Here is a 26276-nt window from a genome sequence, read left to right as displayed (position 1 = left end):
TAACTTAACTTATGCACCGATGAAAGTAAAAGGCGAATCGCGGGAACTTGCTGAGAAAAAAGCCAGGGAATTGCTTGCACGGGTTGGTCTTACTGATAAAGAAAAAGCATTTCCGAATAATTTATCAGGTGGACAGAAGCAGCGTGTGGCAATCGCTCGTGCGCTCGCGATGGAACCGAAGTTAATGTTATTTGATGAACCAACATCCGCACTTGACCCAGAAATGGTAAAAGAAGTACTAAATGTAATGAAGGATCTTGCGCAAACAGGAATGACCATGGCCATTGTTACCCATGAAATGGGGTTTGCTCGTGAAGTTTCTGACCGGATTATCTTCCTTGATGAAGGGGTATTATTAGAAGAAGGATCTCCTGATGAATTCTTTAATAACCCACGGACTGGCAGGGCTAAGGATTTTTTAGAAAAAGTATTGTAAAGAATCGCAATCATAAAAATGAGACATTCTTGCAAAAGAATGCTTTAATAGGGATATGCTAAAGATGGTCTTAAGGATCATCTTTTTATTTTTTTATTTGGAGAGGTAACTATGAAATTTCGGATTGGATATCGGACAATTAAAACAGCTGTTGGGACAGCCATTTCAATTTTACTTGCTCAGCAGTTAGGATTGCAGAACTTTGCTTCTGCAGGAATACTTACCATATTATGTATTCAGGTGACAAAGCGGAGGTCGCTCAGAACGGCATGGGCTCGTTTTTTAGCCTGTGTATTAGCGATGCCTTTTTCGGCCATTTTTTTTGAGGGAATCTCCTATCATCCGATTGTGATAGGGGTTATGTTATTTTTCTTTATACCAACGATAGTAATGCTGAAGGCGCCCGACGGAATTGTGACGAGCAGTGTTATTATTTTACATATTTATATGGCAAAAAAAATAACCTTGGCTATTTTTTTTAATGAGCTTGGGGTAATCACCATTGGTATTGGGGTCGCACTACTTATTAATCTTTATATGCCAAGCGTTGAGAAAAAACTAAAAGATTATCAAAGTGAAATTGAGGAGAATTTTAGAATCATTTTCGTTGAAATGGTACGTTATTTACGGACTGGGGATAGTAATTGGGATGGAAAAGAGATTACGGATGGTGCTCGTTTACTTGATGAAGCGATAGCAATAGCCCTTCAGGATGTTGAAAATCATTTTTTACGAGATGAGAATATATATTTTCATTATTTTAAAATGAGACAAAAGCAATTTGAAATTATCGAACGTGTCTTACCAATTGTCACTTCCATTACCCGGACTGTAAAGCAAGGGCATATGGTAGCTAAGTTTCTGGAAGAACTCTCTGAAAATGTTCATCCTGGAAATACAGCTTATATTTATCTTGAAAAATTAAGAGAAATGAAAAAGGAATTTGAGGAAATGGAGCTCCCAAAGACAAGAGAAGAATTTGAAACGAGGGCTGCTCTGCTGCAGTTAGTAAATGAAATGAACGAATATCTGATTATTAAAAGTTCATTTAAGGGAATAAAAACATCGGCTAAAGTGAATGAACAGAAGAAGATTGAAGCAAACTAGGAAAAAAAAGGCAGGTGGCTGCTTTGATAAACATTTTATCGCCAATCCTGATTGCTTTTTTCATGTCACCATTTTGGCCATTGGGGCCAAACCCTATGCCAGGCGATCCATTTCTTATTGTGAATAAAAGTAAAAATGAAATGGCTTTTATTAATGAAAACAAAGTACAAACGGTTGTAAGTGTCGGAACGGGAAAAACACAAGAGCTGACACCTGAAGGTCTTTTTACCATTACGGTAAAGGCCAAAGAACCTTATTTTCGGAAAGGGAATATCCCTGGAGGAGATCCTAAGAATCCACTGGGAGCGAGGTGGATTGGCTTTGATGCAAAAGGAACAGATGGTAGAACCTATGGCATCCATGGAACGAATCAGCCTGCTTCAATCGGAAAATATGTCTCTCAAGGCTGTATCCGGACTCAAAATGAAGTGGTTACCTCGCTATATCCAGTCATTCCATTAGGAACAAAAGTATTAGTAATTTCTTCAAAAAAATCATATGAGACACTTGCAAAAGATCATGGAGCGATGAAATAGGAAAAGGGACTGTTCGTTTGAACAGTCCCTTTTCGTATATCTATCTATAGAAATGAACCAATTCCTATTAGGAGAGTTGAGGCAAGCATAGCAAATAACATTAAATAAACAATGATTTTCCTCGATTTCTTACTATTCAATATGGGTACCTCCCTTAACATTTTAAAACTTTACTTATATTGTACAAGGAAATGCAAAAATGAACAACGGAACAACTAAGTAATTAAGGAAGGATTTATGAACTTTTTAACGAATAAGATTATTGTCGAATAAATTTTAATATTTAGAACAGAGGGGTAAAAATGATTAAAAAAGTCGACCATATTGGAATTGCGGTGAAGTCTATTGGGAAAGCGCTTCCTTTTTATACCGATGTGTTAAATCTGCCTTTGATTGGAATCGAAGAGGTGGATACTCAAAAGGTAAGAGTGGCCTTTTTACAGGCGGGCAGTACAAAGCTTGAACTACTTGAGCCTACATCAGAAAAAAGTGCAATCGCCAAATTTATCGAAAAACGCGGTGAGGGAATTCACCATGTTGCCCTCGGGGTGGACTCGATCGAAGAAAGAATTCGCGAAATGAAGGAACAAGGGATACGTATGATTGACGAGCAGTCAAGACCTGGGGCAAGTGGGGCAAATATTGCTTTCATGCATCCAAAATCGACATCTGGGGTTTTATTCGAACTATGTGAGAAGAAAGGGATGAAGGGGTAAAATGTTAGACATCTATGAAAAAATAAATGAGTTGTATGATAAACGCAGAGAGGTTGAGATGGGCGGCGGCGATGAGAGAATCGAGAAGCAGCATCAAAAAGGCAAACTGACTGCTAGAGAAAGAATCGATCTTTTAGTAGACAAAGGAACGTTTTTTGAGTTAAATCCTTTCATTGAGCACCGTACGAATGATTTTGGCCTTGATGAACAAAAGGGTCCAGGGGATGGAGTGGTAACTGGATACGGGAAAGTTAACGGTCGTCCCATTTATCTTTTCTCGCAGGATTTTACTGTTTTTGGCGGAGCATTAGGAGAAATGCATGCCAAAAAGATTGCTAATGTGATGGATTTAGCAGCGAAAAATGGAGCGCCTTTTGTCGGTTTAAATGATTCCGGTGGGGCGCGCATTCAGGAAGGCGTTGTATCATTAGATGGGTACGGACATATTTTTTACCGAAATGCGATTTATTCCGGTGTCATTCCGCAAATATCGGTAATTATGGGTCCATGTGCGGGCGGTGCAGTCTATTCACCAGCGATTACTGATTTTGTATTTATGGTTGAAAAAACGAGTCAAATGTTTATTACTGGGCCTAAAGTCATCGAAACAGTGACAGGTGAAAAGATTTCAGCAGAGGAATTGGGTGGTGCGAATGTCCATAGCTCCATTAGTGGAAATGCCCATTTTCAAGCTGATTCAGAGGAAGAAGTGTTACTAAACGTCCGCAGGTTGTTAAGCTATCTTCCGCAGAATAATGAGGAGAAGGCCCCTAGGTTTGAGGTACAGGATGACGAAGATTATCGTCCAGATTTAATGGATGTTATTCCATTTGATACGGTTCGTCCGTATGATGTCCGCAAAGTCATCGAGCAAGTGGTTGACGAGAATAGTTTCATGGAAGTTCAAAAGGATTTTGCTAGAAATATTGTTGTTGGATTTGCTCGTATTAAAGGTGAATCTGTAGGCCTTGTTTGTAATCAGCCAAAGGTAATGGCTGGCGGCCTGGATATCGATTCTTCTGATAAAGCGGCTCGTTTTATCAGAACCTGTGATTCTTTTAATATCCCAATCATCACGTTCGAGGATGTGACAGGCTTTTTCCCAGGAGTTAAGCAGGAACACGGTGGAATCATTCGCCACGGGGCAAAAATCTTATTTGCTTATTCCGAGGCGACCGTTCCGAAGTTAACAGTGATTTTAAGAAAAGCTTATGGCGGTGCCTATGTTGCCTTAAATAGTAAATCAATTGGTGCTGATTTGGTATTTGCCTGGCCAAATGCTGAAATTGCGGTTATGGGACCTCAAGGTGCCGCTAATATTATTTTTGCTAAAGAAATTAACAATAGTGAGAATCCAGAACTGACAAGACAGCAGAAAATTGATGAATACCGTGAAAAGTTTGCCAATCCTTATGTGGCAGCGAGCAGAGGGATGGTCGATGATGTCATTGACCCACGCGAAACCAGAATGAAAATTGTCCAAGGCTTAGAAATGCTTAGAAACAAGAAAGAGTCAAGACCCTATAAAAAGCACGGTAACATCCCGTTATAAAAGAAAATCTCTATTGGTGCTGTACTCTCAATTTGATGATATTACTGGTAAAAGGTATACTGATATATGAAAAGCGGAAGCGCCTTGACCAGGGGCGACAGGCATAAGACGAGCCGGCTAGAGGGTTGTTCTTTAACCTTCTGGACGGACTGGCTGTAGACCTGCGAGCCCCTAGGCGCTGGAGCTGGACATTAGTGAGTACATAATTGGAGGGTCAATATAATGGTTAATCAGGAACGTCTATTAAATGAGTTTTTAGAACTTGTGCAAATTGACTCAGAAACGAAATTTGAGACTGAAATTGCCAAGGTATTAAAACAAAAGTTTTCAGAACTTGGTCTTGAAGTGTTTGAAGACGATACAACAGCTGTGACAGGCCACGGTGCAGGCAATTTAGTTTGCACGCTAGCGGCAACTAAAGAGGGTGTTGACCCGATTTATTTTACTTGTCATATGGATACTGTTACACCAGCTAAAGGTGTAAAGCCTGCTATAAAGGACGGCTACGTGGTTACAGATGGAACAACAATCTTAGGTGCCGATGATAAAACCGGAATTTCTGTTATGCTTGAAACCATCCGTCAGTTAAAAGAACAAAATCTCCCACATGGTTTGATTCAATTCGTGATTACAGTTGGGGAAGAGTCCGGTCTTGTTGGTGCAAAAGCACTTGATTCCTCACTAATGAAAGCAAAATTCGGTTATGCTTTGGATAGCGATGGCTTAGTTGGTAATGTTGTTGTAGCTGCTCCAACACAAGCAAAGGTAAAAACTGTTATTTACGGTAAAACAGCTCATGCGGGTGTTGCACCTGAAAAAGGTGTTTCCGCGATTACGATTGCAGCAAAATCGATTGCGAGGATGCCGTTAGGACGAATTGATCACGAAACAACTGCTAATATTGGACGCTTTGAAGGTGGTCAAGCAACCAATATCGTTTGTGACCGTGTGGATATTTTAGCTGAGGCCCGTTCACTAATCCCTGAAAAAATGCAAGCTCAGGTAAGCAAAATGAAGGAAGCATTTGAAACAGTAGCAGCAGAAATGGGCGGCAGAGCCGAAGTTAATGTAGAGGTCATGTATCCAGGCTTTAAATTTGGCGAAGGCGACCATGTTGTCGAAGTGGCTCGTAAGGCATCTGCAAAAATCGGCCGTAGTTGTGAACTTCAGCATAGCGGCGGCGGCAGTGATGCCAACGTATTTGCTGGCTTTAATATTCCTACTGTCAATCTAGCTGTTGGCTATGAAGAAATTCATACAACCAATGAGCGTATGCCAGTGGAAGAATTGTATAAACTGGCAGAAATGACACTTGCGATTATCGATGAAGTTGCAAATCAATAATCTAATGGAAGGAGAACCTAACCGCGGGTTCTCCTTTTTGATATACTAAGGGAAGAATATGCGTTAAGGAAGTGCCAGCATGAAGGAAATGTATCCGAAAAACGGAAAAGTCATTTTACATGTAGATATGAATAGCTTTTATGCATCCGTCGAAATGGCCTATGACCCCAATCTTAAAGGGAAACCGCTCGCGATTGCTGGAAATGTAGAGGAGCGCAGAGGAATTATTGTCACCTGCAATTACGAAGCTAGAAAATTTGGTGTCAAAACAACGATGCCACTTTGGGAAGCGAGAAAACTTTGTCCTCAGTTAATCGTGATGAAACCGAATTTTGAAAGGTATCGAGCCGTTTCAATTGGCATGTTTGAAATTCTCAGGCATTATACAGAGTTGGTAGAACCTGTCTCGATTGATGAAGGATACTTAGATATTACAGAAAGTTTTGAGTATGGAAGTCCTATCGAGATTGCTGAAAGTATTCAAAAAAGGATATTGGAACAACTAGATATTCCTTGCAGTATAGGGATCGCTCCTAATAAATTTTTAGCGAAAACTGCCTCAGATATGAAAAAGCCAATGGGAATTACCATTCTTCGAAAACGTGATATTCCCAAAGTTCTTTGGCCGTTGAACACAAATGAAATGCATGGGGTCGGAAAAAAGACAGCTGAAAAATTACAGACAATTGGGATTCATACCATTGGTGAGTTAGCAAAAGGAAATGAGATTCAATTAAAAACACTGCTAGGCATTAATGGGATTCGATTAAAAGAACGAGCCAATGGGATTGATCATCGCCCTGTTGATCCGGAAGCAATTGAGGAATTTAAGAGCATTGGCAATTCAACCACTCTTCCTCGGGACGTTAGCAATCAGCAGGAACTTTTTCGTGTATTAACAGCATTAGCTGACACGGTTTCCATAAGACTGAAGCGAAAGAAGGTTTTAGCTGGAACGCTTGGAATTACTATTCGCTACAAGGATCGAAGAACGATTACCAGAAGTAAAAAACTTCCTAATCCTATTAATCAAAATGAGGACATTTCTTCCTTTGCACAGCAGATTTTTCTAAAAGCTTGGAATGGAGACGCCGTTAGGTTGTTGGGGATTACAGGAAATGATTTAGTTGATCATGACCATGCCTTTAAACAGCTAGATTTATTTTCCTATGAAAAGGATGCCAAAAAAGAGCCATTACTTAATACACTGTCCAGTCTCCGTGAAAAATACGGTAAAAAAATCATTGAAAATGCAGGGGAGCACCAGGCTCCTTCCTCGGAAAATATCGGTACTGGAACAAGCTTTAATAAAGATTTTCTCCAAATACCTCCCAATAAAATAAATGACCCAGACTAAAAAGCACCACTTTTGCTGTCATAACAAAAGTAGTGCTTTTTTGAACTTCTTATTTACACATATCTACTTCTAATTCAGTTACTGGCCACCAGAAGAAGCCGTCTTTTTCTAAAAGCTCATCCGACTCTTTCGGTCCCGTGGTCCCGGATTGATAATTAGGAAAGTTGTCAGCCTTCGTGTTTTCCCAAACTGCCGAAATTTTATCAACAAAGCTCCAAGAATAGGCCACTTCATCCCAATGGGTAAAATTCGTGGCATCGCCTCGCATACAATCGTAAAGAAGCTTCTCATAGCCTTCAGGAGTATTCATCGCATGGATGCCGGTATTGGCAAAACTCATTCTTACTTCCTGAGCATCTAAGTGTCCGCCTGCTTTTTTAGCGTTTAGATGTAATGTAATTCCTTCTTCCGGTTGAATATGAATCACAAGGAGATTTGGGTTTAACATTTTTTCCGTTTGATAATATAAATTCATCGGAATATCTTTAAATTGAACGACAATTTTGGTCGATTTTGTTGACATCCTTTTCCCTGTCCGAATGTAGAACGGAACTCCAGCCCAGCGGAAATTATCAATCATGATTTTACCAGCAACAAAGGTTTCTGTATTTGATTCTTTGTCCACCATCGTTTCATCACGATAAGCAGGAACTGGAACATCCTCAACCGTACCCTCACCGTATTGGCCGCGTACAAAATAATCATTAACCTTTTCTCCCTCAACCGACCGAAGTGCACGAAACACACGAACTTTTTCGGAACGAATTTCATCAGTGGAGAGGTTGATTGGTGGCTCCATCGCAAGCAAGGCTACCATTTGCATCATGTGGTTTTGAAGCATATCTCTAAGGGCGCCGCTTGTTTCATAATAACGGCCCCGTTCTTCAACCCCGAGTATTTCACTAGAGGTAATTTGAATATTTGAAATATAACGATTATTCCAAAGCGGTTCAAATATAGCATTGGCGAATCGTATTACTTCTATATTCCTCACCATTTCTTTTCCTAAATAATGATCGATACGATATACTTCTTTTTCTTTAAATGCACTTCTAATTTGTCTATTTAACTCGATGGCAGATTCTAAGTCATGTCCGAATGGTTTCTCAATGACCAGGCGTTTATAACCCTTTACCTCTGTAAGTTTGTCTGATTTTAAGTGTAAAGCAATCGTTCCGAAAAATTCAGGAGCCATGGCAAGGTAAAAGATACGATTGCCTTCTAATTGATAGTTTTTATCAATCTCATCTGCTAAATTTTTTAACAATGCGTAAGAGTTGGAATCACTAACATCATGCGATTGATAGTAAAAATGCGAGATAAAATCATCAATCTTATCTTTATTTCCTAAGGCTGAGATGACCGAGTCTTTGACTGAATGCTGAAATTCATCATTGGATAGCGATCTTCTTGCAACCCCAATCACCGCAAATTTAGTTAATTTTCCTTTCTCAAATAACCGGTAAAGGGAAGGAAACAACTTCCGTTTTGCTAAATCACCAGTCGCACCAAAAATCATAATTAATGAAGTCATGTTTCCAGTTTGCTCCAAAGTAAATACCTCTTTTCTGTTTATGTAAAAATGCATATTACTCTTATGTTTATATTGTTTGATTTTATCTCATTCGACTAGACTTCGCAAAAATAATACAACGCAATTAGACAATTTCTTTTATTTTTCACATAATAATTCCTGATATTCACTTATCACTAGCTGTCCTGGAGGAGAAAATAATATTTGTTTGTGCTATATTATCAATATTGGAAACAAAGGAACGGAATTTGAGAGGAGTTTATTATTGTGGATATTTTTTTCCTAGGAACAGGGGCTGGAATGCCGGCAAAACTCCGCAATGTCACGTCTATTGCACTGAAATTGCTAGAGGAGCGGGGAGCTGTTTGGTTATTCGATGCCGGTGAGGCTACCCAACATCAAATTTTACATACTTCTATAAAACCGCGTCGAATTGAAAAAATCTTTATTACCCACCTTCACGGTGATCATATCTACGGGCTGCCAGGATTATTATCCAGCCGCTCTTTTCAAGGCGGGGAATCTGAGGTAACGGTTTATGGCCCCAAAGGGATAAAAGACTATATTCATGTGAGCCTATCGATAAGCCAGACTTATTTGAAATATCCTTTAGTAGTTATTGAGATCGAAGAGGGAATTATTTTTGAAGATGAGCAGTTTACGGTGGAAGTCAGACGGCTTGACCACGGTATACCTTCCTTTGGGTATCGAATTGTAGAAAAGGACAGACCTGGAACATTGCTTGCTGATAAGTTGAAAGAAGCGGGTGTACAGCCTGGACCGATTTTTAGAAAAATAAAGAATGGTGAAGCCGTAACCCTGGATGACGGAAGGACAATTGATCCCAATGAGTTTCTTGGTCCGGAACAGAAGGGTAGAGTTGTTACGATTTTAGGTGATACCCGCTATTGCGAAAATGCAATTTTCTTGGCTAAGAATGCCGATCTATTGGTACATGAAGCGACTTTTTCTGCTAATGAGGAAAAGCTGGCCCATGACTATTTTCATTCAACCACACATCAAGCTGCCGATGTTGCAAAGAAGGCCGGTTGTAAGTTGTTATGTCTAACCCACATTAGCTCACGTTATGATCGAAATGCTTGGCAAGAATTAGTAGATGAGGCGAAAGAAGTATTCCCGAATACGGATATTGCTGAGGATTTTAAAGAAATAAACCTGCCGCTCAAGTAATGTAAAAACGCACTTACCATAAAAATTAGGTAAGTGCGTTTGATTTATACGATTCAAATCCAGCCGCGTTCGTATGGCTTTGGTCCTTCGATACTTACGCTAAGTTCCTTGGCTGCAGTCCGCGGCCAATATGGATCGCGAAGTAATTCACGAGCTAAGAAGACTAAATCAGCTCTTTCATTTTGTAAAATTTCCTCCGCTTGAATCCCTGTAGTAATTAACCCTACAGCGCCGGTGGAAATGCTAGCACCATTCTTAATGGTTTCAGAGTATTTTACTTGGTATCCAGGATATACGTCAATATGGGCAGGGATAACCGCACCAGAACTTACATCGATTAAATCGACACCCTGTTCCTTCATCCATTGACTATAAGTTATGTAATCATTTGGTGTTAACCCTTCTTCGTGGTAATCATGTGCAGAAACTCTCACAAATAATGGGCCTTCCCAAACGGTTTTTACTGCATCAATTACTTCGCGGAGGAATCTGTAGCGGTTTTGGGCAGAGCCACCGTATTCGTCGGTTCTTTTATTGGATAAAGGTGATAGGAATTCATTGATAAGGTACCCATGAGCGCCATGGATTTCAATCACATCGAAACCGGCTTTTGCTGCACGCTCCGCCCCTTTTTTAAATGCTTCAATGGTATCTTTGATGTCTGATTTAGACATTTCCTTTGGTGTTTTCATGTTTTCGTCAAAAGCTAGTGCAGATGGAGCAAGAATTTCACCTTCTAATCTGGCTTTTCTGCCGGCATGGGCGAGTTGAATGCCTGTTTTGGCACCCTGCTCCTTCATCAGACCAACAAGCTCCGTAAAGCCCTCTATATGGTCATCGCCCCATATACCTAGATCTCTTGTTGAAATCCTTCCTTGAGGTGTTACGGAAGTTGCTTCAACTATAATCAGACCAACCTGACCGACGGCTCTGGTTGTATAGTGAGTGCGATGCCAGTTTTGGATATGGCCATCTTCGTTATGGCTCGAATACATGCACATCGGTGCCATGACAATCCGATTTTTAAGTGTGATACCCTTTATGGTATAGGGGGAAAATAGTTTTACTGCCATTTATAAGCCTCCCGAAATCAATAATAAACATTCCTTTTTTAGTATATCAAAAGGAATGTTTTATTGAAAAAACTAAGCTTCTACTCTTTTTCTCTGAGTTCGCTTAACCGATAGGTGGTTCCCCTCCAAACAATACCGCCGCGCTTAAAGGTTAGAAGGCTCGCCCGAATAATTGAATATATAAACAACAGGGCAGTGATTGGCAAAACCAAAAACATGAGTGGGGAGAATAGGGTTAATTTTTTTATGACCATTACATAAAGTATTCCACTTAGCATTATATTTCCAAAGGATAATAGGGCAACAGTCTTGTTCCCGGAAAAAATCGTCACAAAGGGCAAAACGTTAGTGATAAAAACCCCGAGGATTGCAAAAATCACCATGCTGATTCGGTAGTGTAATCCGGCAAATGTATTCTTTTCTAGGCCGATGAAAGCTTCCTTTAAACTTCCATACCATTCTACTTCAATTAAATGTAATGCAGTTACAATACTTTGTCGATAACCAGCTTTTTTCATCTTCATCCCGAGCTGTAAGTCATCATCTGGGCGCATTTTTATTCTTTCATGTGTTCCAAAAGACTCATAAGCTTCTTTTAATACAAGATTAAAAGCGCCGATTCCTGTTCCAATCTTTGATTTGGGGTTGTTGGCTAACCACGGACGTTTGAAATATGAAAAGCCAAACAGGAAAAAGGCAACAAATGATTTTAACCAAAACCGGTTAGCGCTTAAGTTTGGTGCTGCAGTTAGGTGATTCAAGTCATTCCTTTCAAAATAATGGAGCGCTTTTGCGAATGCTTGTTTTTCAAATTTTATGTCGGCATCAGTAAACAACAGCCATCTACCTGAAGCTTGACGGGCACCCCTGTACAAGGCGTTATTCTTCCCGAGCCAGCCCTCAGGTAATTTTTCAATATGGATGACCTTTATGCGCGGGTCTTTTGTTGTTAATTCCTCCATGATATTACCTGTGGCATCAGTAGACCGATCATTGACGAGAATCCATTCCACATTTTTGTAGGTTTGCTCTAACTGGCTGAGGATACTTGCAGCTATTTGCTTTTCCTCATTACGGGCAGCAACCACTACAGACAACAATGATCCATGCTCTATGCCTGCTTCTTTTTCTAATGGATCTATTTTTCTCAAACCAATTATTCCGTCTATAAGAAAGATAATCCAGACTAGAATTCCTAAAGAAAATAAGATTGTTAGCATGCCTGACACTTCCCTAGCCTTTTTTACTAGTTTAATGTAATAAAGGCAAAAAGCCAATTTAAGAAGGTTGGTCAGCAGTTTGAAGCTTAGAACTTAATTCCATTCCCATTTTTTTAGATTGGGCCGTTGCTGCTTTGATACAAGAAATGAATGCTTCTTGGACCCCATGTTCCTCAAGCACTCGAATCCCAGCTTCTGTAGTTCCGCCAGGGCTTGTTACATCTTTACGCAGCTGGGTAGAGGACTTACTTGAGTTTTTGACCATTTCGGCTGCACCAAGCAGTGTTTGTACAATCAATTCACTGGCCATATCTTTTTCAAGACCTACTTCAACGGCACTTTTCTCCATTGCCTCAATTAGATAATAAATATAGGCGGGACCACTCCCGGAAAGGCCAGTAACGGCATCTAACTGTTCTTCTTCGACAACGGAAGCCAAGCCGACAGTTCCAAATAAGTTTTTAGTTGTTTCTAACTGAGAATCGGTAACACGATGATTTACGGCAACAGCAGTAGCTGATTTTCCAACAGCTGCCGAGGTATTTGGCATCGACCTTACAATCGCAAGTGGTATTCTTGCTAATGTTTCAATGGTATCCATGGATACACCTGCTAAGACAGAGACGACGAGCATCTGCTCAGTTAAGTGTTCACGAATCGATTGAATGGCAGTCGCGACGTCCTTTGGTTTCATGGCTAACATCACAATGTCTGCTTGATCAAAAAGCTCATTCAAATTATAAGTCGTTCGAATTCCATAACGCGTTTCTAAGGCAGCTAATCTTTCTTGATTAGAATTGTTTGTGATCCATATATTTTTTTGATCAATAAAACCATTTTCAAGAATTCCTGAAATGAATGCTTCAGCCATCGATCCTGCCCCAATAATTGCAATTTTTTTCATCTATACTCCTCCTTTATAATCCTGAAATATAAAAAGACCCCTCATCCGTAAAGGACGAAAGGTCTAACTTCCGTGGTACCACCTTCATTACCCTCACATCATTTCCATAAGGGTTCACTCGACTCCGATAACGCCGGATATACGTTAGGTTTTCCTAAGTGCTCCTAAGGTAGGTTCAATGATTAAGAGGGCGGTGAAGTCTTTCAGCCGTCGAACTTCACTCTCTTTCGCCATTTCTCATTTACTGGCCTTACTCATCGCTTTAGCGAATTAAATTTTTATTAGATTATGCAAGATAAACAACCTATCTGTCAATAGTTAAATTTAGAGAATTTTTTATTTTTTCTAAAAAATTATGCAGTAATAATGACAATTGGTTAAAATATCGCTACACTTTAGTATATATAATAAATGTCACATAATGTTCATATCTATATCAATGGATTCTTTATTTGAAAATAATGATAAGGGGATTTAGGAATGACAAAATGGAAAGACGGAATAGCAAAAATTACGGTGCCAACTCCTTTTGCGGTTGGGGATGTCAATGTTTATTTGATTAAAGGCGATCGTTTAACACTTGTTGACGCTGGAGTAAAAACGGAACAGGCTTGGGAGTCGTTTAAAGTTCAAATGGGGGATTTAGGGTTAATTCCAGCTGATATCGATCAAGTAATTCTAACACATCATCATCCCGATCATGTGGGGATGCTTGATTTTTTTCCAGATACCTTAGAAGTATACGGTCATCATCTGAATGAACGATGGATTCAACCAACAGAAGCTTTTTTTCAAGAACAAGAAGAATTTTTTCGTGTCCATTTTCTAGAGTTCGGTCTGCCTGAGGAATACTTTCCTTTACTTTCAAATTTAAGAAAAACATTGAAATATTCTTGCAACCGCTCATTGACCGGACATCTTGTTGAGGGAATGAGACCTCCTGGGCTAAATGAATGGCAGGTCATTGAAACACCAGGTCATGCCCAAAGCCACATTGCCCTGTACCGGGAAAAGGATGGGATTTTAATTGGCGGAGATTTGATTTTAGCACATATTTCACCCAATCCATTGTTAGAGGCTCCAGCCCCTGGTGAAATTAAAAGACCGAAGCCACAGCTGCAGCATAATGACTCGATGAAGAAGCTGCTTTCGTATCCCATTCAATGTGTCTATACAGGGCATGGGGAGGAAGTTTATAAGTTAGCGGAGTTGGTTGATAAACGATTAGTACGGCAGCACGAGCGGGCCATGACAGTTCATAGCTGGTTAAAAGAAGAAGAGTTGACCGTATTTGAAATTTGTAAACGCTTGTTCCCGTCTGTTTACCAGCGCGAACTGATGCTGACCATTTCCGAAACCGTCGCACAACTTGACTATTTATCATCTATTGGGGAGATTAGTAGTAAGGGGACAAATCCTGTTCTTTTTCAGGCTAAATTTTAGCCTTGGAATCAACTCAGATGAGGTGTAGAAATGATTAGGGAACAATTAAAAGGTAAAAATATTGTGATAACTGGTGCATCTGGAGGTATTGGAGCTGAAATCGCCAAGCTATGTGCTTCTAGCGGTGCCAATCTTGTGCTATTAGCCCGAAGTATAGGTAAACTCGAACAATTACGAATGGATCTCCAGCAAAAGCATCCGGTTAAAGTGGTTGTTTATCAGTTGGATGTGTCGGATACAGTTCAGGTACAGAAGATATTTCAACGGATTTTCGATACAATCGGTGATATTGATATTCTTGTCAATAATGCTGGTTTTGGAGTTTTCCGTGAAGCCCATTTGGCGACAGTGGATGAAATCAAGGGAATGTTTGATGTGAATGTGGTGGGGCTTATGGCCTGCACAAGCATGGTGCTGCCGAAAATGCGTGAAAGGCGTTTTGGGCATATAATCAATATTGCCTCCCAAGCTGGGAAAATTGCTACGCCTAAATCAAGTGTCTATTCAGCTTCTAAGCATGCGGTTCTTGGTTACACCAACTCACTGCGGATGGAATTAGCAGACTTTAATGTACTTGTGACCTCTGTGAATCCTGGTCCAATCGCTACCAATTTTTTTAATATTGCTGACGAAAAAGGCACCTATGTTAAAAATGTGCAGAGATTTATGCTCAAGCCCGAGTTTGTTGCCGAGAAGGTCGTCGACAGCATGCTGACGAAAACAAGGGAGATTAATTTGCCGCGTTGGATGAATATGGGAAGCGTCGTGTACGTGCTCTTCCCCCGACTGTTTGAGCGGATTGGCAGACGGGCCTTTAATCAGAAATAAACAATGAAGTAGTAAGCCTCTTATCGGGGGCTTTTTTTGTTTTGAAGGTATAATTAGCCTGTTAAAAATTCATACACCGTATCATTGATGACCTCATATAAGTTTGCAGTTGGTTCGTCCTCTTTTAATTGGAGAATTCGCTTTGTGAGCATCTCCAAATCCTTTTCACCAATAGGCATGGAGTCCGCTTCGTAATATTGTTTAAAACAATTTTTGATCATCTTCACAACTAGTTTTTTATCCATAAACATGCACCCCACTCACATTATACTATTTTTTATCGAGCTTCCATAAATGAAAACATGTTAAAAAATTTCCATTGAATACGAACGCATATTCGCTTATGATAATGAATATAATAAAAAGGAACGAATGTTCGATATTTGAGTTGTGAGGGATCAGTCATGGTGGATTACAGCGTACTGCCGCAAAATAAAATTTTATGTGTGGACATGAAGAGCTTCTATGCCAGTTGTTCGGCTGTCATGCACGGCCTTGACCCAATGGAATGTTATTTAGCTGTTGTCGGTCAAAAAGAGCGGCAGGGAAGTATTGTCCTTGCTGCTTCGCCGCGGATGAAAAAAGAATTTGGCATCAAAACGGGTTCGCGGATGTTTGAGATTCCTAATGACCCGAGGATTCGAATTGTGGAACCGAAAATGGCCACGTATTTACGAATTGCAACAGAAATTTCGCGTGTATTTAATCGCTATGTTCCAAAAGAAGCAATTCATGTCTATAGCGTTGATGAAAGCTTTATTAAAGTGGATGGTGCGATGCAGTTGTGGGGGGATGCCCACACGATCGCCCAAAAAATAAAGAATGATATTGAACGGGAGTTTCAGTTGCCATGTGCCGTTGGAATTGGCCCGAACATGCTGCTGTCGAAGCTATGTCTTGACCTTGATGCCAAGAAAAAAGGAGTGGCCGAGTGGACGTATGAAGATGTCCAAACCAAGCTTTGGAATGTATCGCCGCTTAGAGAAATGTGGGGGATCGGCAGACGCGTGGAAAAAACATTAAATGGAATGGGGATTTTTAATGTCGGTCAGCTTGCCCGCTATGATTTAGAAACGTTGGAAAAGAAATTTGGCATCATGGGAAACCAACTTTATTATCATGCCTGGGGTGTTGATCTCTCTGAATTGGGTGCACCGCTTATTCAAGGGCAGATTAGCTTTGGAAAAAGTCAAATTCTGTTAAGGGACTATAAAGAGGAAGCGGAAATTAAGACGGTCATTTTGGAAATGTGTGAGGAGGTAGCAAGGCGGGCACGTACGCATCGAAAGGCAGGGAGAACGATTAGTCTCGGAGTTGGCTATAGCCAGGACGAATTTGGCGGCGGTTTTCATCGCTCAAGAACGATCGGACAGCCAACAAATGTGACGATGGAGCTTTATCGTGTTTGTCTTGAATTATTTCATGAGCATTACTCTGGAAAGACGGTACGGCAAATTTCGATTGCCATCAGCAATATTGTTGATGACCTTGAGCTCCAGCTGGATCTTTTCGACATGGGTGCCTATAAGCGGCGTGAGCTTGGCTATGTGGTAGATACGGTGCGCAGACGCTTTGGCTCAGGTTCCTTGTTGCGCGCTGTTTCTTATACGGCTGCCGGAACCGCTAAGCACCGGGCTACACTTGTCGGCGGACATAAAAGATAGGAAAGAAGGAGAGGCGTATGATTCGTGATCGCGGAAGGATCAAATGGACATCGATGATGCTTCCTGAGCACGTGAAATTACTCAGGGATTGGGTGAAGGAAGATCGGTATGAACAGAAACGAGAGATGGATGAACAGCAGCTGGAATTGATGAATGAGATTTTGTCCGAAGCGATTGAGTATAATCAGTACGTAACAATTACCCATTACCGAAATCGGAACTATGAAATCGTGATTGGCAAAATCCATTACTGGGACGAATTGACCCAACGGCTTCATGTACTGGACCGCTTTGAAGAGGTGCACCGGATTCCGATAGATGCCATTGCTGACATCCGGATGACGGAGACTTAAATCCATGAGCAAAGTTGAATCAACCTCACGTAACATGTGGTACAATCACCATATGCTAAACGGAGGGGAGTAATCAACGTGGAGATCAATATAACAGCAGCGGCAGCGGAAAAAATAAATCAAAGAGTTAATGGCCGAGAAGGCTACTTAAAGCTAAAATACGATACTGACGGCTGTGGTTGTGCGGTTAATGGAGTAGTGGCATTGTGGTTTGTCCCGAATCTAGATTCAGATGATATTGCGATTGAGACAAATGATCGAACGGTTTATGTAGAAAAATCAAAAACAGTTTTTTTTGATGAGCAAATGAAAATTGATTTTTCTAATGCGGCCAATTGCTTTCAACTAAAGAGTCCACAGCAAATCCTTAATGGCCATATGAGTTTACTAATCAAAGAAAAAACAGACTGATCCATTTTGGACAGTCTGTTTTTAGCTTGGTAAGGCATGATCAACATACTTTTGTAAAAATTCATCAATTACCCGTTCATAATCAGCCCGGTTTTCGTTAAAGGACTGAGCGTGGCGGCCATTAGCTGCTAAATAGAGCATTTTAGGCCCTTTTTTATGTTCAAACAAATCCTTTGTCATAGTCGGAAGAATAAAATCATCCTTTTGGCTATGAATAAACAAAATTGGATGTTTGATATTTTCAATGACCGAAATCGGTGATACATTTCGAATCGAGTATTTATCCCGCAGACGTAAAAGAGCATCACCAAGCGGCAATAAAAGGCTAGGGACGAGCTTAAAGTCCCTTTTAATGAGATAGGCAAGCTGCTCCTTAAAATCCGAAAATGGACAATCAGCAATATAAAAATCAGCGCCGTCCTCAAGAAGTCCAGCATAGAGAAGCATGGTAGCGGCCCCCATCGATTCGCCATGAATTCCCAGTTCCAGCTGGGGTCCTTTTTCTTTTTTGAGCCAATCGACGACAGTTTTTAAATCGAATTTTTCATAATGACCAAAGCTAGTGGTTTTGCCCCCGGATTCCCCGTGGCGGCGATGGTCATAAATTAATGTATTAAACCCTCGCGCTAAAAAAAGATTAGCGTATTTAATCGAATTAATTTTCGTTTCGGTTACACCATGAGAAATAATAATATAACGATTCGTCTGGTGCGGTTCAACGAGCAGAGCTTTAATCATATAACCAAAAGGGGAAGGAATATCAATCTCCCGCTTCGGGAGGGATTCAAATTCCTCAGGATTATACCTGCCAGCCTCTTTTTCCCGTCTTAAAATTAAATCCTCATCCTTCTTTTTCATATACATGAGGCGGTTTGTAAAATACAAACCAAGAGATAACCAGAATAACAACAAGGCAAACAAGGTTCGGAGTGTCTTCTTCACCAATGGCACCTCCCGTGTTTTTTTATTATAAGGTATGAAAAAATAAGCTCTAAGCGCCCATAAATTAACAGTTTTAATTTTAGCATAAAAAAAGCCGCTGACACCAACGAGCGGCTTTTGAGTTGACAAAATAATTTATTGCTCAGCGTTTTGTCTTTTGGTAGGATGGATTGCTTTTTCGACTTCTTCAGCAGCCATCACTCGCTGTCCTCCACCTGCAGTTTCAGCATAGTTTTTTCCCTTTTGACTGGAACCTTTATCCCGTTTTTGACTCAAAATAATCAGTCTCCCTTCAAGCTAGTTTCAATAAATAAGATGCATTAGTAGAAGTCCGATTATTCACAGAAAGTAAATTTAGACAGTTTGCGTATGCAGACGATAGTATCCGCTTTCAATTTGTCTGGAAAGATGAGGGCGTACGACTTCAATCGCATCCATTAACTTATTCAAATCAACCCCGGTATCAATCCCCATCCGTTCAAGCATATAAACTACGTCCTCTGTTGCTACATTTCCGGAAGCACCAGGTGCAAATGGACAACCGCCAAGCCCGCCGGCAGAGGTATCGAATCGGTCGATTCCTGCCTGGAGAGAGGCAAAAATGTTCGCAAGGGCAAGCTTTCGTGTGTCATGAAAATGGGCGGTTAAGAGTGTATGAGGAAAAAGACTTTTCAATTGGGAAAACAAAGCAAAGCACTCATCTGGAGCTGCCAACCCGATGGTATCGGCAACACTTAATTCATCGACCCCTGAGTCAACAAATTCCTGGCAAAGCTTTATCGTATCACTTTCATTGATTTTTCCCTCATAAGGACAATAAAAGGCGGTAGAAATACAGGCCCGGACAAAATAATTCTTCACTTTTAATTCAGAAATGATCGGTACAAGTTCCGTCATACTATCCTTTGTTGTTTTATTAATATTTTTAAGATTAAAGCTATTGCTGACGCCAACAAACACAGCAACAGCCTGACAATCGGTAGAGTATACCCTGTCAATCCCTGTACGGTTCGGTGCTAGAACAATATTTCTGGCATCAGCATCAAGGCAGTCGGTTACTATTTCAGCGGCATCGCTCATTTGAGGCACCCATTTCGGTGATACAAACGATGTGAGTTCCATTTCTTGAAGACCAGCATTTCTTAATCTGCTGATAAATTGTTTTTTTATAACAGTTGGTACAAATAACTTTTCATTCTGCAGTCCATCCCGAGGGCCGACCTCGATGATCGTGACCTTTTTAGGTAAATTTAGCATTCATTTTCCACCTCCGATAATCATACTTTCATTGTAGTAGTGTTAATTTCAAAAAAGCAAGAATAATAGAAATTTTGACAAAATAAAAGGATTTTCTCGTATTTTACTAGAAATAAGTAAAGAAAAAAAAGTGATGAAGGAGGGAAAGAAGCATGAAGAAAATTTGTACATCCTTCCAGGAGGCAGTTGCAGATATTCATGATGGGGCTACCTTGATGGTTGGTGGATTTGGGTTGTGCGGAATACCAGAAAATCTGATTCTGGCCTTAGCAGAAAAAGGCGTCAAGGATTTAACGGTCATTTCAAATAACTGTGGGATTGATGAGTGGGGGTTAGGATTGCTCCTAAATAATAAACAAATCAAAAAGATGATTGGATCCTATGTGGGTGAAAATAAAGAGTTTGAGAGACAGGTTTTAACTGGTGAGCTAGAGGTAGAATTAACGCCTCAGGGCACACTTGCTGAAAAAATCAGGGCAGGTGGGGCTGGAATTCCAGCATTTTATACACCTGCTGGAGTAGGAACTCCGGTTGCAGAGGGGAAAGAAACGAAAATTTTTAACGGAAGAGAATACCTGCTGGAAGAGGCACTAACGGCCGATTTTAGTCTTGTAAGGGCGTGGAAGGGTGACAAAATGGGGAATCTTGTTTACCACAAAACGGCACGGAATTTTAACCCGATGATTGCTGCTGCTGGGAAAGTAACGATTGCAGAAGTGGAAGCGCTTTATGAAATTGGTGAATTAGATGCTAATTTTATTCATACCCCAAGTATCTACGTGCAAACAATCATCGAAGGAACTCAGGAAAAACGAATTGAGAGATTGACAGTGAGTAAATAGTTTTGGGGAAGGGGGAGAGTACAATGTCGAATGAAAAAGTCTCTGTCAGAGAGAGAATTGCAATCAGGGCAGAGAAGGAAATTGAAAATGGCTTTTATGTAAACCTAGGCATTGGTATGCCAACCTTGGTTGCCAATTATATGTCAGCTAATAAACAAGTGGTCTTGCAATCTGAAAATGGTCTTCTTGGCATCGGGCCTTATCCAAGTGCGGATGAGGTGGATCCCGATTTAATCAATGCTGGTAAAGAGACTGTAACAGCGATTAGCGGTGCAGCCTATTTCGATAGCGCCGAATCGTTTGCAATGATTCGCGGCGGCCATGTCAATTTGGCGATCCTTGGTGGAATGGAAGTATCCGAAACTGGCGATTTAGCGAATTGGATGATCCCAGGAAAGATGATAAAAGGCATGGGCGGTGCGATGGATCTTGTTCATGGAGCCCAAAAAATAATTGTAATCATGGAGCATGTGAATAAAAAAGGTGAATCAAAAATATTGAAAGAGTGCACGCTGCCTCTTACAGGAAAAGGGGTAGTCAATCGGATTATCACCGAGCGCGCAGTCATGGATGTGACGGACACTGGACTTAAATTGGTGGAAGTAGCAAAAGGATTTACGATTGAGGAAGTTGTCAACTCTACAGAAGCCGCATTATCAGTGGACGAAAATGTGAAGATTGAAGCTTATTGATTTAGCCACTCTGTTGATTGGAGCGAAGCCGCCTGGAGTGGAAATCAACAGACTAGTTAAAAGAGCCGATAATATAGAAGAGCAGGCTGCAAGAAAATTAAGCCTGCTTTTTTCTGTGGGTAGCTATGCTGAGATGGTATAATATAAATGAAATATTGACAACGGAGGCATTTTGAATGAAAAAGCAAAACAGACAAAAAAATCAATCGAAACCCAAAAAAGATGATTCTGCGGTCACGCTTGGCGATATGATCAATCCAAATTTATTTAAACAATTAAAAGATCAACAGGAACAGCTGAAAGCAGCAGAAGCAAAAAGAATTGAAGAAGAAGAGCAAAGAAAACGGGAAGAAAGAAGATTAAAAGAAAAAAACAAATCATTTGAAGAACTATTAAATGAGAGCGGCATGAATTGGAAAGAATTTAAATAAAGATGGTAAAAAGGAGAGCGGATAAACGCTCTCCTTTAACGATGTTCTTTATAGATACTTGCTTTCGTTAATTCTCTAATGAGAGAAACTTCTGCAACAGAAAGTGGCTGACTTCTAACTGCTTTCACATTACTTCTAATTTGCTCTGGACTGCTTGCCCCGGTGACAACAGAAGCAACAACAGGATTTGCGAGATTATACTGAAGGGCGATCTCTGTAAAGGAACGAGAGTCTGTTAGCTTTTCCTTCAGCATTGGCAAGACTTCCTTCAGCTCGGTTAAGCTATAGTCTTGATAACCCTTATCAGTTACTTTCTCCAGCATTTTGTCACTTAAAAGGCCTTTGGCAAGCGGTCCGCGGGTTACAACGCTTACCCCATGCTCTTGTAGTAATGGAAGTGCTTCTTCTTCAGGACTGCGGTCCAGGATACTATATTGCATCATCACTGAAACAAGACTCGATCTTTTCACATATTCCTTAATGACATTTGGGCGAATTGATGAAATCCCGTAATAGCGAATAAAGCCTTCCGCTTTTAATTCTTCAAACGCTTCAATCGTTTCCTCAATAGGATCATCAATTGTCCCACCATGCAGCTGATAGAGATCGATATAGTCCGTGCCCAGTCGTTTAAGACTTTGTTTGACTTCTTCCTTTATATATGACTTTGACGGGTCCCATGACCATCCTTTCTTATCTTGGCTCCAGCGGTTCCCAACCTTAGTGGCAATAATCACATTTTCACGTATATCCTTTAATGCTGCCCCGACAATTCTTTCGTTTTCACCAAAATCATATAAATCAGCCGTATCATAATAATTAATACCTTCCTCAAGTGCGGCCTCAATAATTTTTCGTGCCGTTTTCTCCTCGGTTCCAATTGACATACAACCAAGCCCTAATTCTGTTACATACAAATCTGAATTTCCCAGTCTTCTCTTTTTCAAAAAATCACCCGTCCTTTTTCTACAATTTTAATAAAGAAAAGGACAGACTACAATCGAAAGGCATTATTTTTGATTAACCTTTTCAACCCATTCTGAAACGGTGAGATGGTCTTTATTATATTCTTTTAGTTTCTGAACTATCTCCCACCCTTTTCCGACAAGAATGATTCCCTTTTCGTGCACGTACACCTTCATCTCATACCCTCCAATTAAAGTATGGTAAAATGTATGAGCAGATTATTGGAATAGAACAGGAGTGACCCTTATGAGCAATCTTGAAGAGAAAACGCTCCAGAGCGAAGAGATTTTCTCTGGAAAAATAATCAGTGTTCACTTACAGGAGGTTGAACTTCCGAACGGGAAACAATCCAAGCGGGAGATCGTTAAGCATCCGGGTGCTGTCGCTATTTTAGCGCTGACTGATGACAAAAAAGTCGTTATGGTGGAGCAATACAGAAAAGCACTGGAACGGACAATTGTGGAAATTCCCGCAGGAAAGTTAGAAAAGGGTGAAGAACCAGCCCTTTGTGCACGCCGTGAACTGGAAGAAGAGACAGGTTATGAGTGTAAGAGCCTAGAATGGCTCACCTCTTTCTACACCTCCCCAGGATTTGCCGATGAAATCGTACATGTCTATGTAGCAACAGGGCTGACTAAAAAAGAAAATGCAGCCGCACTCGACGAAGACGAGTTTGTGAATCTTGAGGAATTAACCCTTGAAGAAGCCGTTCAATATGTGAAAGAGCAAAGGATCTATGATGCCAAAACGATTTTCGCTGTGCAGTATTTACAGTTACAAGAGGCGTTGAAAAATAAATGAATCGCTACTATGTAGATTTACATATTCATATTGGCCGGACCTGGACGGGCAAACCGGTAAAAATCACTGGGGCCAAGTCATTAACGTTTACGAATATCATTGAACACGCACGACATGAAAAAGGGCTTAATATGGTGGGAATTATCGATAGTCATTCACCTGAAGTCATTCTCGAAATGGAAAGTCTTATTGAAAGTGAAGATGTAGTGGAGCATCCAGACGGGGGCTTAGTATTTGGTGATTTAACGGTAATACCTGGTTCGGAATTAGAAATTTACGATAAGCAATGCAATGGTCCAATCCATCTATTGAGTTACTTTCCGAATCTTTCCGTTATGAGAGAGTTCTCCACATGGCTGTCAGGTCACTTGAAAAATATTCAACTAAGCTCTCAAAGAATTTATGCTTCGGGCCTCACTTTGCAAAGGAAGGTGAAAGAGTTAGGTGGAATCTTCATTCCTGCGCATGTATTCACGCCCTTTAAGAGCTTATATGGGAAAGGTGTCAATCAGTCATTAACTGAGGTATTGGACCCAGATTTGATTGATGCGGTAGAACTTGGATTAAGTTCCGATACGAATATGGCAGATCAAATTAAGGAGTTACATGATTATACCTTTGTAACGAATTCTGATGCCCATTCCCTTGCAAAAATTGCCCGTGAATATCAAGTTATAGCGATGAAGGAACCAACATTTTTAGAATTGCAGAAAGCATTAAAGAAGGAAGATGGACGGAAAATTATCGCAAACTATGGTCTTGATCCATTGCTTGGTAAATATCATAAAACAGTTTGTGCAGAGTGTCTAAATCCTACAGCAGATGACGATCAAATATGCAGCCAATGTGGAAATACCAAGATTATTAAAGGTGTGGCTGACAGAATCCTTGAACTGAAAACGGCTGATCAGGGGCCAGCAGATCGTCCGCCCTATATTCATCAGGTCCCACTTGAGTTCATCCCTGGCTTAGGACCTCGCTTACTTGAGAAGCTGGTCGATCATTTTGGGAGTGAAATGGCGATTTTACATGATGTTCCATATGATGGTTTGAAAGAAGTGGTCCCCGAAAGAATTGCCGACCTGATCCTGAAAGCTAGAGAGGGGAAAGTAAATCTGGCAGCTGGCGGCGGCGGGAAATACGGAAAAATTTCAGATTAAATAAAAATAACCCCCGGTAGCAAAAGTGAACTATGACCCGAATAATGGACACTTAAAAAAGTCCCTTATTCGGGTTTTTTGTGTCCCCTGGATTAAAACCGGTTTATAATCATTTAGAGGATATAACCGGAGGAAAGTTAAATATGACTAAAATTATTTTTAATGAGATTCAGATAAAGCTATTAGAGAGTAATCCGAATGTGGACCATGTGTCAGAACGTTCCATTTCATTTACACCTGACTTTAAGATTAAAGCTGTAAAAGAGAATTTTAATGGAAAGGGCCCCGTACAAATCTTTATTGAACATGGGTTTGACCTACAATTGATAGGTTCTGATAAACCTAAAGAATGCTTAAAGCGGTGGAGGAAAACTTTTAATCAGCTCGGAGATGATGGGTTCCTTACGGAACGGAGAGGAAAAGGCAGTACTGGTAGACCATCTTCTAAACAGCTTACTGTTGAGGAAAGCTTAAAGAAGGCTGAGGTACGGATCAAGTATTTAGAAGCGGAACTTGAATTCTTAAAAAAGTTAGACGCACTCGAAAGGCAGGGATCGAGGAAGAAAAAGTAACTAAGACGGAGAAGTTTATGCTTATCCAAAAGATTATAACAAAGTGTGGAATTACCAGAATGGTAAAATACCTCTGTAAGATGGCAGGAGTAAGCCGGAGTGGATATTACGCATGGATTAAAGCTGAAAATCAAAGGACTTCAAGACAAGAAAATGATTGGAAAGATTATGAGTTAATCAAAGAAATCTTTGATGAAAAGAAGGCAAAAGCAGGTGCTCTTGTGATCAAGATGATTTTGGAGAACAATTATTATGTCGTAATGAACCATAAAAAGATTCGAAGGATTATGAAAAAATTTAACTTGGTAGCGAAGATCAGGCAGATAAATCCTTACAGGAAAATGGCAAAGGCGACTCAGGAGCATAAAACCCTATCAAATCTACTAGATAGAAAATTTAATCAAGGTGAACCAGGGAAAGTGTTACTTACCGATATTACATACGTATACTATGGATCAGCACAGCCAGCTTATTTATCTTGTGTAAAAGATGCATCTACAAAGGAAATTGTTACCCACCATCTTTCCAGGAACCTGAAGATGGATATCGTTTATGATACTCTTAAGAAACTTTCAGACTCACTTAATGGTATGGTACACCCAGAAGCAATTCTTCACTCAGACCAAGGTTTCCACTACACGCACCCGGAGTTCCAAAAGCGAGTGAAAGGGATGAAACTGACCCAGTCAATGTCCCGTAAGGGAAACTGTTGGGATAACGCACCAATGGAATCCTTCTTTGGTCATTTAAAGGATGAAGTTAACTATTCAGAATGTGAAAGTTTTGAGGAATTACAGGAACTGATAGGAAATTACATTGAGGAATATAACAATGAACGGTATCAATGGGGGTTAAATAAAATGACTCCGGTCCAATACCGGAGTCATCTACTAGCTGCATAAAAAGGTCTTTTTTAAACTGTCCACTTTATGGGTCACAGTTCA

30 protein-coding genes are annotated in these 26276 nt (G+C 40.4%); 19 read left to right on the top strand and 11 right to left on the bottom strand.

Translation table 11 applies throughout. The annotated features are described in order from the left end of the window. From V7659_RS07910 to V7659_RS07900, 3 genes are all read left to right on the top strand, one after another. Positions 1-436: amino acid ABC transporter ATP-binding protein (locus tag V7659_RS07910; RefSeq protein ID WP_335539260.1), on the top strand; the 436-nt coding region annotated here is incomplete at its 5' end. Between the two features lie 111 nt (positions 437-547). Continuing rightward, entirely contained in the window at positions 548-1543 is a 996-nt protein-coding gene (locus V7659_RS07905; protein ID WP_335539258.1) for an aromatic acid exporter family protein, read from the top strand. 23 nt (positions 1544-1566) lie between these two features. Further along, a complete protein-coding gene (locus V7659_RS07900; protein WP_420491325.1) occupies positions 1567-2079 on the top strand; it encodes a L,D-transpeptidase in 513 nt (170 codons plus the stop codon). A 44-nt stretch (positions 2080-2123) separates the two neighbouring features. Here V7659_RS07900 and prli42 read toward each other — a convergent pair whose 3' ends face one another. After that, complete coding sequence (gene prli42, locus V7659_RS07895) at positions 2124-2240, bottom strand: stressosome-associated protein Prli42 (protein WP_186328571.1); 117 nt, start codon at positions 2238-2240, stop codon at positions 2124-2126. A gap of 141 nt (positions 2241-2381) precedes the next feature. On the opposite strand from prli42, the gene mce reads away from it, so the two are divergent. The 4 genes from mce (at position 2382) to V7659_RS07875 (ending at position 7048) form a co-directional block, all read left to right on the top strand. Then, positions 2382-2795 carry a methylmalonyl-CoA epimerase gene (gene mce / locus V7659_RS07890; RefSeq protein ID WP_335539255.1) on the top strand — a complete coding sequence of 138 codons (414 nt, stop codon included), beginning with the start codon at positions 2382-2384 and terminating at the stop codon, positions 2793-2795. Position 2796: 1 nt separating this feature from the next. After that, positions 2797-4347 (top strand): acyl-CoA carboxylase subunit beta, encoded by a 1551-nt coding sequence (locus tag V7659_RS07885; RefSeq protein WP_335539254.1) that lies wholly within the window; start codon positions 2797-2799, stop codon positions 4345-4347. Positions 4348-4569: 222 nt separating this feature from the next. Continuing rightward, entirely contained in the window at positions 4570-5691 is a 1122-nt protein-coding gene (locus V7659_RS07880; RefSeq protein WP_335539253.1) for a tripeptidase T, read from the top strand. 79 nt (positions 5692-5770) lie between these two features. Then, positions 5771-7048: a DNA polymerase IV gene (locus tag V7659_RS07875; protein WP_335539251.1), complete on the top strand. Its 1278-nt coding sequence runs from the start codon at positions 5771-5773 to the stop codon at positions 7046-7048. Positions 7049-7097: 49 nt separating this feature from the next. Here the strand turns inward: V7659_RS07875 and zwf are convergent, their stop codons facing one another. Beyond that, a complete protein-coding gene (gene zwf, locus V7659_RS07870) occupies positions 7098-8567 on the bottom strand; it encodes a glucose-6-phosphate dehydrogenase (protein ID WP_335539261.1) in 1470 nt (489 codons plus the stop codon). A gap of 282 nt (positions 8568-8849) precedes the next feature. On the opposite strand from zwf, the gene rnz reads away from it, so the two are divergent. Further along, positions 8850-9773, top strand: coding sequence for a ribonuclease Z (gene rnz / locus V7659_RS07865; RefSeq protein ID WP_335539249.1), 924 nt, complete (start codon positions 8850-8852; stop codon positions 9771-9773). Between the two features lie 53 nt (positions 9774-9826). Here the strand turns inward: rnz and namA are convergent, their stop codons facing one another. The 3 genes from namA to proC form a co-directional block, all read right to left on the bottom strand. Continuing rightward, positions 9827-10846: an NADPH dehydrogenase NamA gene (gene namA / locus V7659_RS07860; RefSeq protein ID WP_335539248.1), complete on the bottom strand. Its 1020-nt coding sequence runs from the start codon at positions 10844-10846 to the stop codon at positions 9827-9829. An 80-nt stretch (positions 10847-10926) separates the two neighbouring features. Beyond that, positions 10927-12066, bottom strand: coding sequence for a glycosyltransferase (locus V7659_RS07855; protein WP_335539247.1), 1140 nt, complete (start codon positions 12064-12066; stop codon positions 10927-10929). Between the two features lie 58 nt (positions 12067-12124). Then, positions 12125-12970, bottom strand: a complete 846-nt coding sequence (proC, locus tag V7659_RS07850) for a pyrroline-5-carboxylate reductase (RefSeq protein WP_335539246.1) — start codon at positions 12968-12970, stop codon at positions 12125-12127. A 480-nt stretch (positions 12971-13450) separates the two neighbouring features. On the opposite strand from proC, the gene V7659_RS07845 reads away from it, so the two are divergent. Beyond that, the gene (locus V7659_RS07845) at positions 13451-14413 is read left to right on the top strand and encodes an MBL fold metallo-hydrolase (RefSeq protein ID WP_335539244.1); all 963 of its coding nucleotides are present in this window, start codon (positions 13451-13453) and stop codon (positions 14411-14413) included. Positions 14414-14443: 30 nt separating this feature from the next. Then, positions 14444-15241 (top strand): SDR family NAD(P)-dependent oxidoreductase, encoded by a 798-nt coding sequence (locus V7659_RS07840; protein WP_335539242.1) that lies wholly within the window; start codon positions 14444-14446, stop codon positions 15239-15241. A 53-nt stretch (positions 15242-15294) separates the two neighbouring features. Here V7659_RS07840 and V7659_RS07835 read toward each other — a convergent pair whose 3' ends face one another. Continuing rightward, complete coding sequence (locus tag V7659_RS07835; RefSeq protein WP_335539240.1) at positions 15295-15486, bottom strand: YqzH family protein; 192 nt, start codon at positions 15484-15486, stop codon at positions 15295-15297. Positions 15487-15645: 159 nt separating this feature from the next. Here V7659_RS07835 and V7659_RS07830 point away from each other — a divergent pair, with 159 nt between their 5' ends. From V7659_RS07830 to V7659_RS07820, 3 genes are all read left to right on the top strand, one after another. Further along, positions 15646-16905 carry a DinB/UmuC family translesion DNA polymerase gene (locus tag V7659_RS07830; RefSeq protein WP_335539238.1) on the top strand — a complete coding sequence of 420 codons (1260 nt, stop codon included), beginning with the start codon at positions 15646-15648 and terminating at the stop codon, positions 16903-16905. Between the two features lie 17 nt (positions 16906-16922). After that, positions 16923-17258, top strand: coding sequence for a YolD-like family protein (locus V7659_RS07825; protein WP_283874981.1), 336 nt, complete (start codon positions 16923-16925; stop codon positions 17256-17258). A gap of 78 nt (positions 17259-17336) precedes the next feature. Next, positions 17337-17669, top strand: a complete 333-nt coding sequence (locus tag V7659_RS07820; protein ID WP_335539234.1) for an iron-sulfur cluster biosynthesis family protein — start codon at positions 17337-17339, stop codon at positions 17667-17669. Positions 17670-17690: 21 nt separating this feature from the next. On the opposite strand, the gene V7659_RS07815 is transcribed toward V7659_RS07820, so the two are convergent. The 3 genes from V7659_RS07815 to V7659_RS07805 all read right to left on the bottom strand — a co-directional run bounded on the left by V7659_RS07815 (position 17691) and on the right by V7659_RS07805 (position 19868). Next, a complete protein-coding gene (locus V7659_RS07815; RefSeq protein ID WP_335539233.1) occupies positions 17691-18611 on the bottom strand; it encodes an alpha/beta hydrolase in 921 nt (306 codons plus the stop codon). A 135-nt stretch (positions 18612-18746) separates the two neighbouring features. Then, positions 18747-18887 carry a hypothetical protein gene (locus V7659_RS07810; protein WP_180230143.1) on the bottom strand — a complete coding sequence of 47 codons (141 nt, stop codon included), beginning with the start codon at positions 18885-18887 and terminating at the stop codon, positions 18747-18749. 78 nt (positions 18888-18965) lie between these two features. Beyond that, on the bottom strand, positions 18966-19868 hold the full coding sequence (locus tag V7659_RS07805; RefSeq protein WP_335539231.1) for a hydroxymethylglutaryl-CoA lyase: 903 nt from the start codon (positions 19866-19868) through the stop codon (positions 18966-18968). A 152-nt stretch (positions 19869-20020) separates the two neighbouring features. Here V7659_RS07805 and V7659_RS07800 point away from each other — a divergent pair, with 152 nt between their 5' ends. The 3 genes from V7659_RS07800 (at position 20021) to V7659_RS07790 (ending at position 21833) form a co-directional block, all read left to right on the top strand. Beyond that, positions 20021-20710 carry a CoA transferase subunit A gene (locus tag V7659_RS07800; RefSeq protein WP_144547582.1) on the top strand — a complete coding sequence of 230 codons (690 nt, stop codon included), beginning with the start codon at positions 20021-20023 and terminating at the stop codon, positions 20708-20710. 23 nt (positions 20711-20733) lie between these two features. Further along, entirely contained in the window at positions 20734-21402 is a 669-nt protein-coding gene (locus V7659_RS07795) for a 3-oxoacid CoA-transferase subunit B (RefSeq protein ID WP_335539228.1), read from the top strand. Positions 21403-21578: 176 nt separating this feature from the next. Beyond that, positions 21579-21833: a YqkE family protein gene (locus V7659_RS07790; protein ID WP_335539227.1), complete on the top strand. Its 255-nt coding sequence runs from the start codon at positions 21579-21581 to the stop codon at positions 21831-21833. A gap of 35 nt (positions 21834-21868) precedes the next feature. On the opposite strand, the gene V7659_RS07785 is transcribed toward V7659_RS07790, so the two are convergent. Both V7659_RS07785 and mciZ read right to left on the bottom strand, forming a co-directional pair. Next, positions 21869-22780 carry an aldo/keto reductase gene (locus tag V7659_RS07785; RefSeq protein ID WP_335539226.1) on the bottom strand — a complete coding sequence of 304 codons (912 nt, stop codon included), beginning with the start codon at positions 22778-22780 and terminating at the stop codon, positions 21869-21871. Between the two features lie 63 nt (positions 22781-22843). Further along, positions 22844-22975, bottom strand: a complete 132-nt coding sequence (gene mciZ, locus V7659_RS07780; RefSeq protein WP_081825343.1) for a Z-ring formation inhibitor MciZ — start codon at positions 22973-22975, stop codon at positions 22844-22846. A 70-nt stretch (positions 22976-23045) separates the two neighbouring features. Between mciZ and V7659_RS07775 the strand changes: the two genes are divergently transcribed. The 3 genes from V7659_RS07775 to V7659_RS07765 all read left to right on the top strand — a co-directional run bounded on the left by V7659_RS07775 (position 23046) and on the right by V7659_RS07765 (position 26234). Further along, on the top strand, positions 23046-23600 hold the full coding sequence (locus V7659_RS07775) for an NUDIX hydrolase (protein WP_335539223.1): 555 nt from the start codon (positions 23046-23048) through the stop codon (positions 23598-23600). Beyond that, positions 23597-24760, top strand: coding sequence for an endonuclease Q family protein (locus V7659_RS07770; protein ID WP_335539221.1), 1164 nt, complete (start codon positions 23597-23599; stop codon positions 24758-24760). The genes V7659_RS07775 and V7659_RS07770 overlap by 4 nt, the downstream gene beginning before the upstream one ends. A gap of 143 nt (positions 24761-24903) precedes the next feature. Continuing rightward, a protein-coding gene (locus V7659_RS07765; RefSeq protein WP_335539219.1) for an IS3 family transposase occupies positions 24904-26234 on the top strand; the annotation gives its coding sequence in 2 pieces (ribosomal slippage) (positions 24904-25276 and positions 25276-26234; 1332 coding nt in all). The last annotated feature ends 42 nt before the right edge of the window (positions 26235-26276 follow it).

The organism is Neobacillus drentensis (genome assembly GCF_036966985.1).
GTDB classification, from domain to species: domain Bacteria; phylum Bacillota; class Bacilli; order Bacillales; family Cytobacillaceae; genus Neobacillus; species Neobacillus drentensis_E.
This window is presented reverse-complemented; position numbering and strand designations above follow the sequence as displayed.

What these genes read in the sequence shown, in the direction of transcription:
- V7659_RS07800 (WP_144547582.1), top strand. Translation starts at nt 20,021, where the DNA reads ATGAAGAAAATTTGTACATCCTTCCAGGAGGCAGTTGCAGATATTCAT.
- V7659_RS07885 (WP_335539254.1), top strand. Translation starts at nt 2,797, where the DNA reads ATGTTAGACATCTATGAAAAAATAAATGAGTTGTATGATAAACGCAGA.
- V7659_RS07855 (WP_335539247.1), bottom strand. Translation starts at nt 12,066, where the DNA reads ATGCTAACAATCTTATTTTCTTTAGGAATTCTAGTCTGGATTATCTTT.
- V7659_RS07835 (WP_335539240.1), bottom strand. Translation starts at nt 15,486, where the DNA reads ATGGATAAAAAACTAGTTGTGAAGATGATCAAAAATTGTTTTAAACAA.
- proC (WP_335539246.1), bottom strand. Translation starts at nt 12,970, where the DNA reads ATGAAAAAAATTGCAATTATTGGGGCAGGATCGATGGCTGAAGCATTC.
- V7659_RS07790 (WP_335539227.1), top strand. Translation starts at nt 21,579, where the DNA reads ATGAAAAAGCAAAACAGACAAAAAAATCAATCGAAACCCAAAAAAGAT.
- V7659_RS07875 (WP_335539251.1), top strand. Translation starts at nt 5,771, where the DNA reads ATGAAGGAAATGTATCCGAAAAACGGAAAAGTCATTTTACATGTAGAT.
- zwf (WP_335539261.1), bottom strand. Translation starts at nt 8,567, where the DNA reads ATGATTTTTGGTGCGACTGGTGATTTAGCAAAACGGAAGTTGTTTCCT.
- prli42 (WP_186328571.1), bottom strand. Translation starts at nt 2,240, where the DNA reads ATGTTAAGGGAGGTACCCATATTGAATAGTAAGAAATCGAGGAAAATC.
- V7659_RS07775 (WP_335539223.1), top strand. Translation starts at nt 23,046, where the DNA reads ATGAGCAATCTTGAAGAGAAAACGCTCCAGAGCGAAGAGATTTTCTCT.
- V7659_RS07905 (WP_335539258.1), top strand. Translation starts at nt 548, where the DNA reads ATGAAATTTCGGATTGGATATCGGACAATTAAAACAGCTGTTGGGACA.
- V7659_RS07770 (WP_335539221.1), top strand. Translation starts at nt 23,597, where the DNA reads ATGAATCGCTACTATGTAGATTTACATATTCATATTGGCCGGACCTGG.
- V7659_RS07880 (WP_335539253.1), top strand. Translation starts at nt 4,570, where the DNA reads ATGGTTAATCAGGAACGTCTATTAAATGAGTTTTTAGAACTTGTGCAA.
- namA (WP_335539248.1), bottom strand. Translation starts at nt 10,846, where the DNA reads ATGGCAGTAAAACTATTTTCCCCCTATACCATAAAGGGTATCACACTT.
- V7659_RS07840 (WP_335539242.1), top strand. Translation starts at nt 14,444, where the DNA reads ATGATTAGGGAACAATTAAAAGGTAAAAATATTGTGATAACTGGTGCA.
- V7659_RS07845 (WP_335539244.1), top strand. Translation starts at nt 13,451, where the DNA reads ATGACAAAATGGAAAGACGGAATAGCAAAAATTACGGTGCCAACTCCT.
- V7659_RS07825 (WP_283874981.1), top strand. Translation starts at nt 16,923, where the DNA reads ATGATTCGTGATCGCGGAAGGATCAAATGGACATCGATGATGCTTCCT.
- V7659_RS07830 (WP_335539238.1), top strand. Translation starts at nt 15,646, where the DNA reads ATGGTGGATTACAGCGTACTGCCGCAAAATAAAATTTTATGTGTGGAC.
- mciZ (WP_081825343.1), bottom strand. Translation starts at nt 22,975, where the DNA reads ATGAAGGTGTACGTGCACGAAAAGGGAATCATTCTTGTCGGAAAAGGG.
- V7659_RS07805 (WP_335539231.1), bottom strand. Translation starts at nt 19,868, where the DNA reads ATGCTAAATTTACCTAAAAAGGTCACGATCATCGAGGTCGGCCCTCGG.
- V7659_RS07795 (WP_335539228.1), top strand. Translation starts at nt 20,734, where the DNA reads ATGTCGAATGAAAAAGTCTCTGTCAGAGAGAGAATTGCAATCAGGGCA.
- mce (WP_335539255.1), top strand. Translation starts at nt 2,382, where the DNA reads ATGATTAAAAAAGTCGACCATATTGGAATTGCGGTGAAGTCTATTGGG.